The sequence below is a fragment of the Ignatzschineria sp. F8392 genome (assembly GCF_002252045.1).
GTDB lineage: Bacteria > Pseudomonadota > Gammaproteobacteria > Cardiobacteriales > Wohlfahrtiimonadaceae > Ignatzschineria.
The window spans coordinates 25,517-34,997 of sequence record NZ_NEFF01000009.1 but is presented as its reverse complement, the minus strand read 5'-3'; the positions used below and the strand labels follow the sequence as shown (position 1 = coordinate 34,997).

Annotated in this window: 11 protein-coding genes and 1 other RNA gene; 10 read left to right on the top strand and 2 right to left on the bottom strand. The window is 39.7% G+C overall.

The features are described from left to right. Nucleotides 1-469 precede the first annotated feature (469 nt). Complete coding sequence (locus B9T19_RS10245) at nt 470-1,165, top strand: tetratricopeptide repeat protein (RefSeq protein WP_094568535.1); 696 nt, start codon at nt 470-472, stop codon at nt 1,163-1,165. A gap of 253 nt (nt 1,166-1,418) precedes the next feature. Here the strand turns inward: B9T19_RS10245 and argF are convergent, their stop codons facing one another. After that, entirely contained in the window at nt 1,419-2,420 is a 1,002-nt protein-coding gene (argF, locus tag B9T19_RS10240) for an ornithine carbamoyltransferase (RefSeq protein ID WP_094568534.1), read from the bottom strand. A 121-nt stretch (nt 2,421-2,541) separates the two neighbouring features. Here argF and B9T19_RS10235 point away from each other — a divergent pair, with 121 nt between their 5' ends. From B9T19_RS10235 to B9T19_RS10200, 9 genes are all read left to right on the top strand, one after another. Further along, on the top strand, nt 2,542-3,204 hold the full coding sequence (locus tag B9T19_RS10235; RefSeq protein WP_094568533.1) for a hypothetical protein: 663 nt from the start codon (nt 2,542-2,544) through the stop codon (nt 3,202-3,204). A gap of 68 nt (nt 3,205-3,272) precedes the next feature. Continuing rightward, nucleotides 3,273-3,884, top strand: a complete 612-nt coding sequence (locus B9T19_RS10230) for a tetratricopeptide repeat protein (RefSeq protein ID WP_094568532.1) — start codon at nt 3,273-3,275, stop codon at nt 3,882-3,884. A gap of 80 nt (nt 3,885-3,964) precedes the next feature. Next, nucleotides 3,965-4,317: a transfer-messenger RNA gene (gene ssrA / locus B9T19_RS10225) on the top strand. A 192-nt stretch (nt 4,318-4,509) separates the two neighbouring features. Further along, on the top strand, nt 4,510-4,818 hold the full coding sequence (locus B9T19_RS10220; RefSeq protein WP_158214400.1) for a helix-turn-helix domain-containing protein: 309 nt from the start codon (nt 4,510-4,512) through the stop codon (nt 4,816-4,818). A gap of 3 nt (nt 4,819-4,821) precedes the next feature. Then, a complete protein-coding gene (locus B9T19_RS10215; protein ID WP_094568530.1) occupies nt 4,822-5,670 on the top strand; it encodes a type II toxin-antitoxin system HipA family toxin in 849 nt (282 codons plus the stop codon). Beyond that, nucleotides 5,645-5,869 (top strand): hypothetical protein, encoded by a 225-nt coding sequence (locus B9T19_RS10210; protein WP_094568529.1) that lies wholly within the window; start codon nt 5,645-5,647, stop codon nt 5,867-5,869. The genes B9T19_RS10215 and B9T19_RS10210 overlap by 26 nt, the downstream gene beginning before the upstream one ends. Nucleotides 5,870-6,186: 317 nt before the next feature. Then, a complete protein-coding gene (locus B9T19_RS10205; RefSeq protein WP_094568528.1) occupies nt 6,187-7,557 on the top strand; it encodes a deoxyribodipyrimidine photo-lyase in 1,371 nt (456 codons plus the stop codon). 91 nt (nt 7,558-7,648) lie between these two features. Beyond that, nucleotides 7,649-7,807, top strand: coding sequence for a hypothetical protein (locus tag B9T19_RS10660; RefSeq protein WP_158214399.1), 159 nt, complete (start codon nt 7,649-7,651; stop codon nt 7,805-7,807). A gap of 227 nt (nt 7,808-8,034) precedes the next feature. After that, nucleotides 8,035-8,694: a carbonic anhydrase family protein gene (locus B9T19_RS10200; RefSeq protein ID WP_094568527.1), complete on the top strand. Its 660-nt coding sequence runs from the start codon at nt 8,035-8,037 to the stop codon at nt 8,692-8,694. A 62-nt stretch (nt 8,695-8,756) separates the two neighbouring features. Here the strand turns inward: B9T19_RS10200 and B9T19_RS10195 are convergent, their stop codons facing one another. After that, on the bottom strand, nt 8,757-9,425 hold the full coding sequence (locus tag B9T19_RS10195) for a DUF421 domain-containing protein (protein ID WP_094568526.1): 669 nt from the start codon (nt 9,423-9,425) through the stop codon (nt 8,757-8,759). Nucleotides 9,426-9,481 lie beyond the last annotated feature (56 nt).

The window sequence follows — 9,481 nt, the reverse complement described above, 5'->3', positions numbered from 1 at the left end:
TTTATTTTTGACTTCTTTTTAAGCACCGATTCAATTTTAAAGACTACTAAAAACTGAACTTAAACTTTAAAGAGAGAAGCAAAGAAACTACTAGAGAACTGGGCTTCTACCGAATCATCTTCAACGTTGCCGTCTGAATGAGTGGTGTATCTTACCCCTTTTGGTTTTATTTGCAACTCTTTTTTTGAATTCTTTAAAGTTTTTTCTTTCCCCGAATTCAACTTATATTCCTCCCACCTTTCCTCCCTTCCATTTTCTTTATTTCAGTTCATTATTTCAGATGAAGCAGACACTCTAAGAATCTTTAGAATCTCCCGACAGCTCAACCTCTTTTTCAAAAAATTGCCTTGTGGCTGATTTTAATTTCAGAAGAACTCCTTATACAATTAAGTTAAACTGTAGCTAACTTATATTAATAAAACTAAATAAACATTATTTTATTCCATCTACTCGTAAAGGATTTTAAATTATGATCAAGCGCACCCTTGCTCCTATATTATTAGCAACTCTCCTGACGGGCTGTCTGTCATTGAACAATTCAACAACTCAGAGCAGCACCCCAAAACAGATCTCCCCCGAGCATATAGAGAAGATGAGAACACTCTCCGCCTCTGAGCTACCGCAATATGCCGATCATGGAGATATGTATGCACAATATTATCTTGGCAATAAATATGCTCAAGGTGCCGAGGTTCCTCAAGATTTAACAAAAGCGAAATATTATTGGGAGAAAGCAGCAGAGCAAGGAAACGCCAACGCTCTCTATAACCTTGGAATGATCTATTACAGTGGACAAGGGGCTGCCAAAAATCCAGAACTCGCACTCAACTATTTTCAAAGATCTGCACAAGCAGGTAACAGCCGAGCAGCACTTAATGCAGGAACGATGCTAGAAGCAGGACAAGGCTCTATAGTTAATATCCCCGCTGCGGCACACTACTATCAACTTGCTGCACCGACCCAACCACATGCTGCTTATCGCTTAGGTATGCTCTATACGCAAAATAGAGCTGACTTCCCTGCTGACTATGAGAAAGCTCGTAGCCTCTTCCAACAAGCTGCGGTACAAGGTGACCGTATCGCTCCACGAGCACTCAATATCGTCCAAAACTATCCGCCTGCAGAAGCGAGTGAACTTCTCCGTCGTCTTAATACTAGTATTTAAGAGAGCAATAGAGAGTCGAATAGATAAAATCGAGATTCTAGAAAAGATCTCATACAAAAGATCTCGCCCATCTCCTTAATAAGTACTTGAATACTTGATGCAAATAACAGAGAAACAGTTGATAAATGTTTCAATCGATATTTAACAAGTATTCAGTTCAGGCTTATCTAGATGGAGCGAGATTTTTTTACACAAGATAATAACTAAATGATTAAATGACTAATCAGCTAGCTAAACCAGATCCTAAATAGATCTATCCTAAAGTTGCCACCATAATCGCTTTGATCGTGTGCATTCTATTACCGGCTTGCTGAAACTGAATAGCCTGAGGCCCTTCAAACACCTCTTCTGTAACCTCTACACCATCAAGACCAAATGTTTGATAAATCCATTCTCCAACAGAAGTTTCACGATTATGGAATGCCGGCAAACAGTGCATAAATTTAGTATGTTTATTTCCTGTTGCTTGCATTAATTGACCATTGACTTGGTAAGGCTGTAGAAGAGCGATACGCTCACGCCATGCATCTTCAGATTCTCCCATTGAAACCCAAACATCAGTATGGATAAAGTCAACCCCTTTGACTGCTTCCTCGGCACTATCAGTAAATGTCAATGTCGCACCACTTACTTTAGCGAGCTCTTGGCATTTAGCAATAAGATCTGCCTCTGGCCAAAGATGCTTCGGCGCTCCAACACGAAAATCAACACCTAACTTTGCTGCCATTACAAGATGAGAATTTCCCATATTATTTCGCGCATCACCAAGATAGGCATAACTAAAATCACTAATCGGCTTATCGCTACTCTCTTTCATGGTTAAAAGGTCGGCAAGCATCTGTGTTGGGTGAAACTCATCAGTCAGGCCATTATAGACAGGAACGCCGGCATAAGCTGCTAACTCATTCTCTAAAACATCTTGACTAAATCCACGATATAAAATCGCATCATACATATCTCCCAATACCCGCGCGGTATCTTTCATCGACTCTTTTGTACCAATCTGAGTCCCATCACTCCCGAGATAACTAGTTGCCGCACCCTGATCCGCCGCAGCAACTTCTGAAGCACAACGGGTACGTGTTGATGATTTTTCGAAGATGAGTGCGATATTTTTGCCTATTAATCGTCGTTGCTCCATTCCTGCTCGCTTCGCTTTTTTAAGCTCCTCTGCAAGCCCTACAAGATAGAGAATCTCTTCTTTAGAAAAATCGAGTAGTTTTAAAAAATGTCTTTGACGTAAATTAGGTTGCATGCGCATCTCCTCTTCGCAGTATAATAATATTATATAGATTCTAAATATGACTCATTCCTGAGTCTATTTCATCATAACAAGGATGGCTTAGCCTTCCTATATATTTAAGAGGTCAGACCATATGCTTATGCGCTTACTACTTATTTTTACACTATCTTTTTTTGCGCTTTTCACTCATGCCGCTCACGCCGAACCACTCCCTGCTCAAGTCCACCTCAACTTTGTAGGTCCATTTCAAGTGCCAGCCTCTATGACCTTCACCCACAACAATAGTGAGTATCGCCTCGAAACAACCGTCAACATTCCTTTTAAAAAAATGGAGTTTACCAGTATCGGAAGTGTTGATGGAAAACGTCTTATTACCCACTCCTTTACAGATATCAGAGGCGGCAAAAACTATGCAAGTGCTCGCTTCGACCTTACTCACAAAAAAATCCATTACGGCCGAGGAGAACAGAATCTATCGGCAGAGATGACAACATTAGCTCAAGATTTCTTCACTACAGCATGGCAAGCCACACTCAATCATGCGCCATTAAATGAAAAAATTCAGACAACCAATGGTAAAAAGGTTTATCAGCGCCCACCTTTTGTTAAAGTGGGGGAGAAGGAGGGGTATATTAATGGTAAAAGAACCCCTATTATCCTCTATGCAAGTGGCGAAGGAGATGATCGTGTTGAATTAGGCCTTGCACCCAAAGAACTCTTCCTCCCGGCATTAATCGCTTATTATGAAAAGGGAAAACGCTATGAGCTCGTACTAAAAAGTTACTCTACAAAATAAGCTAGAAAAGAGCGCGATACACTTCCTACTCCACATGACAATCAATTACGGTAACGACATTAACGACTATGCTTGAATATCTATTTACACGGCTCTCCGCAGCCTTCAATAATCGCATTGAACTCTGCCGCTTAGGTACCTTCTATTATGAAGGTCAATATGTTACGAAAGATCATCAAAAAGCGACAAAATATCTACAGAAGGCCGCTGATAAAAAATATAATCGTGCTCTCTTCTATCTTGGATTAATCGAACTTGAGAAGGGAGAGGCCACAACTGATAGAGCACTCGCTCTCCGCTATTTCCTCCTCTCAAGAAGAGAAGAGCCTAAAGCAGTAGCAGAAATTAAAAAACTAGAAGAAACAATTCTAAAATTATCCCCCACAAAAGAGAACAGTGAATTGCTCTTTAAAGTTGGTTACATGTATGCAAATGATGTTGTAATCGGCACAGATGCAGCAAAAGCAGCTCGATTTTATGAAGCAGCTATCGCCGGAAATCATCAAGCTGCGCGCTTAGAACTGGCAAAACTTTTGATGAAATCACGTCCCGAAAGCCCTAAAGATCTACCTAGAGCTATTGCACTTCTACAAGATCCGAGCATGGCACAATTTCTACCTGCAGAACTTGCGCTTAAAGAGCTTCTAGAAAAAAATCCTGACCTCAGTAATAAAAGCTAAATTAGAAGCTAAATAGAAACTAAATCATTGAATATTGCATAAAACCAAGCGATTCGCTATAATAGTCTATCAACTTAAACGGGGGCGTTCTTGGATTCGACGGGGATGTTGAAGTTTGAGGTGCATGTCAAGATGGTCGAGAGTCTTGTAAAAACGCGGCAAATTGTATAGTTGCAAACGATAACAACTACGCTTTAGCAGCTTAGTCTGCTAACTGATCATAATACTGTGTTCGTTCGGTATTATCATCAGTCAACTTAAACGAAATAGTGAAATATCATTTCTAAGGGGTATTTTGCGAAACTTAACTTAGAACAGCTTTGCATCTCCTGCCGGTCGGACGATGTGAAGTTAAATTAAAGATACGGCTAAACATGTAGTACCAAGAATGGATAGTTCTCGGACGCGGGTTCAAATCCCGCCGCCTCCACCAATCATGATTGTGAAAGCCCGCTATTTAGCGGGCTTTGCTGTATCTGCACAAGAATTTGGATCAATGTTGGATCAATGTTAATAATACTTATACTGATTATTCCTTGCCTAAACACTCATAAATGATGCTTTAAATCATTATAAAGCGCATAATAGATCATTTATAATGTTTTATAAGAGTGAGGTTATTAAGATGCAATTTGATTTTGCAACAGAGTCAGAAATTTCTCAGGAGCTAGGTAGAAGAATAGCTCAGCAGAGAATACAGAAAAATATTACTCAAGTTGATTTAGCCAAGAGGTCCGGCATTGGCGTGGCAACACTGCAACGCTTAGAAAAAGGCGAAGGATCAAGTTTGGGCGTATTCATTCGTGTATTGACGGCCCTAGGCTTTGTGAATGATCTATCGGATATTTTAGTGAAAAAAAATATCTCTATTCAAGAGTTTGAAGCAATGAACAATCCTAAACCGCGCCAAAGAGCCTCCAAACCGAGGAAATAATTCATGAAAAATTTATATAAAATCAGTGTTTATTACAATGGTTGGGGTTTGTTGTTGATGGATCGTTTTTTTAAAAAAGAATTTGACAAGAATCCTGATCAAATTAATCCATTAGAACGCTTAGCATGCTTAGGAGATCAAACTATGGGCACATTCTCGTATCGTCCAAGTTCCGATGTGATCATGGAAGTACAAAAAATGAGCTTAGCGGATATTGCTGAGCAGATGGCGGCAGTGCAGACGGGCCAAGATGTAGATGTGCTAGAAACATTGGTGATGATTGGCGGATCACCGCAAGGAGCGAGACCAAAATCACAAGTTTATTACCACCCTACCACTGAGCAGATGAGCAATCAGCCGATTGATGGCGGTGAACCATGGCTGGTGAAGTTTAACGCGCAAGATGAAGATATTGAAGTTTGTGAAATAGAAAAATTCTACCTAGATACAGCGGAATTATGTGGTTTACCTGTGCCTGAATCAAAAGTCTTTCATGTGAATGATAAGATCGCAGCTATTGGTATGAAACGTTTTGATCGCTTGAATGATATGCGTATTCCGATGCATAGCTTAGCAGGTGCATTGCATGCTAATTTTCGCATTCCTAATTGTAGTTATGGCATTTATTTGCGTATGACAAGATTCATGACGAAGAATGAGCAAGAAGTTGAAAAGGCATTCAAATATTGTGTGTTTAATGTATGCATGAATAATCGTGATGATCATACTAAAAACTTCTCATATCTGATGAATCAGAATGGTGAATGGGCATTATCACCTGCTTATGATTTAACTTATAATCCTGGACTGAATGGCTATCATTCAAATGGATGTGGAAGGCGAGGCTTATAAAATCAAGCGTGAAAACCTCATTAATTTGGCTAAAAATTCAGGCTTGGATCCGAAGAAAAGTGAAATTGTGATTGACGCAATGATTGACATTATTAAAAGTCGATTAGGGGCGTTGTCTGGTGGAAAATATGTTATCTCTGAGAATACTGCTGTGATGATTAAAAATAAAATTAATGAGAATATTGGGTTGTTATATTAATAAACTGTAACTCTCACCTTTTTAATATCATTTAAAAGTATAAAGTTCTCCTAGGTAAATCATGCGAGAAAACTCTACTTATCATCGGTATTATTTTAAAAAGGATTACAGCGGGATACTTGGCAGAAATTGAATAACAAAATCTCTCTAAACAATCTCCTTTGAACCCCCTTTATAGAGATTAAAGCATGTCTTACTCTAGGCTCCTACTCCATCAAGCAACAGATTTTAATAAAAACCTCGCATAAACTACCGGAAGGTTATAGTCTATTCTTTATCATCCCATTCTCTCATTTTAAATAGGATTCAGAGCTATTATGCGATCTTTAATGTGGTTTCGATCTGATTTAAGAGTTCATGATAATGAGGCGCTCTATAGGGCGACTGAAAATCAGGAAACAGTTGCACTTTTTATTGTCTCTCATAAAGAATGGGAAGCGCATCATGATGCGAAGCTGAAACTCGCTTTTATGTGGCGAAACTTACAAGCATTGCAAAAAGCACTCGATAGTAGGAATATTCCTTTAAAGATCGTAGAAGTTAATTCTTGGGCGGAGATTCCGACGCGCATACTGCAAGTGATGGAAGCTTATCAGATCTCCTCACTCTATTTTAATCATGAAGTCGGCGTTAATGAGGTTGCAAGAGATCGGGCGGTGTATCGACAATTAAAAAAACATCTCTTAGATATCTATCCTTGTCACGATAAGACCTTAGTAAAATTGGGCTCCATCTTAAATGGTGAAAATAGACCTTACAAAGTCTTTACCGCCTTCAAAAGACGCTTAATCGACGTTTTGCAATATCAACGTTTTGAGAATCATTTTGAAATTCCCACGCAAAATAAGCTAGATATTACAAGCGATGATCTCTCTGTTAATCCTTATGAGGCATTTGATAATTTAGCCTATCAAGCTGGTGAAGACGCCGCTTTTGAGGTTTTTCAGAACTTTTTAAAGGAAGATATTTTCCTCTATCATGCTCATCGGGACTTTCCTGCCATTGAAGGAACGAGTCGTCTATCACCCTATCTCGCACTCGGTGTGATCTCCGTTAAAACCCTCCTTCAAGAAGCATTGATGATCAATGAAGGTGATTTTCACGCGGGAGATGAAGGAATTTTAACTTGGATGAATGAACTCTATTGGCGAGAATTTTATTACCATATCATGTGGAACTTCCCTCAAGTCTCTAGAAATAGAGCCTTCCAGGAAAAGACAGAAAATATCCAATGGCGTGAGAATGAAACCGACTTTGAGGCCTGGAAAAAGGGAGAGACCGGCATCCCCATTGTGGATGCTTTTATGAGGCAACTGAAAACAACCGGTTGGATGCATAATCGTGGGCGCATGATTACCGCAATGTTTCTCACCAAAAATCTCTTAATCGATTGGCGTAAAGGGGAAGCTTGGTTTATGCAGAACCTCATCGATGGTGACTTTGCTGCTAATAATGGAGGTTGGCAATGGTCTGCCTCTACCGGAACCGATGCCGTACCCTATTTTAGAATCTTTAATCCTGTCACCCAATCTGAGCGATTTGATCCCAATGGGGATTTTATTCGTCAATGGTGTCCGGAATTAGCTCATTTAGATAACAAACAGATTCATAAAGTGCAAAAGCATGCCATTGTTGATCTAAAAAGTAGCCGCCTTAGAGCGATAGAAGCTTTTAAGAGTTTGAGCTGAGCATCACCAAAGCCCGGCAAAGACAATAAGCATCATGCTTTCTATTCTCTAAATAACAATCATTACAAAAATTGAGGGGGGATATCACCACATGACGAAACATCATAAAAATAAAGAGATTCAATCTCAATCTATCCTTAAAAAGATACTTTTTAAGATAATCTACCTTGCCACAATTGTGGTACTCTCTTTGGTGGTTATTGTGGCATTTTACTTTGGGCTCTACTACCTCATCTATCTATTGAATTAGAGCCCATCCCACTATCAATTCCAGTGAAAAAGAGCCGATTCAACTTTTTCTGCTTCCTGTTTCTGATTCAAAGAGATAGCACCATATCATGCTTAAAAATTGATCATTTTTTGTAAGAATAATTTTCATTTACTCTTTTTTCAATCTAAACCAAGGTAGACTGAGTAATTGTTAATCACCTTATATCCACTTCTGGTGATTCTACCTTAATAGAGAGAAGTTGAAGAATGAGATTACATAATATCGAAGACCAAAAATCATTAACCCCTGAGCTAGCCCTCTCCTTCTTAAAAGAGGGAAATAAACGATTCGTTGCTAACTTAAAGGCTCACAGCAATCTTTTAGAACAAGTGAATGAAACAAAAGAGGGGCAGTTTCCTTTTGCCATTATCCTCAGCTGTATCGATAGCCGAACCTCGGCCGAGCTGATCTTCGACCAAGGTTTAGGCGATATCTTTAGTGTTCGCATTGCCGGCAATGTTCTTAATGATGATATTATCGGCTCGATGGAATTTGCCTGTAAATTGGCAGGCTCAAAATTGATTGTTGTGCTTGGTCATACTCACTGTGGAGCAATTACAGGGGCCTGTAAAGGAACTGAACTAGGGCACCTTACCAATCTTTTGGCCAAAGTAAAACCCTCCATTGAACATGTGAAAAAAGCGCATCAAGGGATCGATATCGCCTCCAAAGAAGCAGTTGATAAAGTGGCGCTTCATAATGTGGAACATACCATTGAGCATATTCTCGATAAAAGTAGCGTTCTAAAAGAGATGTATCAATCTGGAGAGATCGGTATCGTCGGCGCTTTCTATAAAGTAGAGACGGGAGAGGTCGATTTTGTTCAAGAGATGTTTAATCAAAAGAGAGTAGAGACAAACAGGTAACGTAATCTATCACCGTACATCACCTTCAAGATCTATTTTCAAGAAGGTGATTCTACAACTACCTACTCTGTAACAGTTATCGTCTTACCCTTGTCATCAACTACCATCACGCCACGACCCGGTGTCCACTCAACACAATAGAGAGATTCTATCTCCTGAATCCCTATTTTCCCCAACTCCTCCTGAAGCCACGCCTCACTTTTGCCGGCATCTTTAAGATTCTCCTCTAAAATATTGCCTTCGCTAATCAAGAGAAATCCCCGCACTTTCTCTGTCTTAAGAAAAACTGTCATCTGTCCATCTGTCTCTAATCTCACATCATCAACATCCATCAGACTAAAAATACGTTGCTCTCGCAATTTTGCAGTCAATTGTTCAGCATCCATTTTATTACGACGCATCTCATCAAGTTGCAATGCCCCACCTTTCACAATGAAGGTGACCGAACCATAAAAAAGCCGATAAAAGAAGGGGATTTTAGTCAATAGATGGAGTGCATAACTCACGACAGTCCAGGCCATAAGGCCAAAAATCATATACCAGACAGATAGATTAGGTGCATAGATTGTCCCTCCGACGATCGCGCCGATCACAAAGGAGCTAACGATATCTGCCGGCGTCATCTGAGACATTTGTGATTTACCCGATACGCGCAAATAGAGAAGAACACCGATCATTCCTACGATTAGTTTAATAAAAATCGTGATTTCCAACCCAAATTCCTCTAACATTTCTCTCTCCTCTTGTTGATAGGGACTCTTGACAGATAATCATGATAGAGAACCCT

Bases quoted from the DNA above. Each gene is read 5' to 3' on its own strand.
- B9T19_RS10245 (WP_094568535.1), top strand. From the start codon at position 470: ATGATCAAGCGCACCCTTGCTCCTATATTATTAGCAACTCTCCTGACG.
- argF (WP_094568534.1), bottom strand. From the start codon at position 2,420: ATGCAACCTAATTTACGTCAAAGACATTTTTTAAAACTACTCGATTTT.
- B9T19_RS10235 (WP_094568533.1), top strand. From the start codon at position 2,542: ATGCTTATGCGCTTACTACTTATTTTTACACTATCTTTTTTTGCGCTT.
- B9T19_RS10230 (WP_094568532.1), top strand. From the start codon at position 3,273: ATGCTTGAATATCTATTTACACGGCTCTCCGCAGCCTTCAATAATCGC.
- B9T19_RS10220 (WP_158214400.1), top strand. From the start codon at position 4,510: ATGCAATTTGATTTTGCAACAGAGTCAGAAATTTCTCAGGAGCTAGGT.
- B9T19_RS10215 (WP_094568530.1), top strand. From the start codon at position 4,822: ATGAAAAATTTATATAAAATCAGTGTTTATTACAATGGTTGGGGTTTG.
- B9T19_RS10210 (WP_094568529.1), top strand. From the start codon at position 5,645: ATGGATGTGGAAGGCGAGGCTTATAAAATCAAGCGTGAAAACCTCATT.
- B9T19_RS10205 (WP_094568528.1), top strand. From the start codon at position 6,187: ATGCGATCTTTAATGTGGTTTCGATCTGATTTAAGAGTTCATGATAAT.
- B9T19_RS10660 (WP_158214399.1), top strand. From the start codon at position 7,649: ATGACGAAACATCATAAAAATAAAGAGATTCAATCTCAATCTATCCTT.
- B9T19_RS10200 (WP_094568527.1), top strand. From the start codon at position 8,035: ATGAGATTACATAATATCGAAGACCAAAAATCATTAACCCCTGAGCTA.
- B9T19_RS10195 (WP_094568526.1), bottom strand. From the start codon at position 9,425: ATGTTAGAGGAATTTGGGTTGGAAATCACGATTTTTATTAAACTAATC.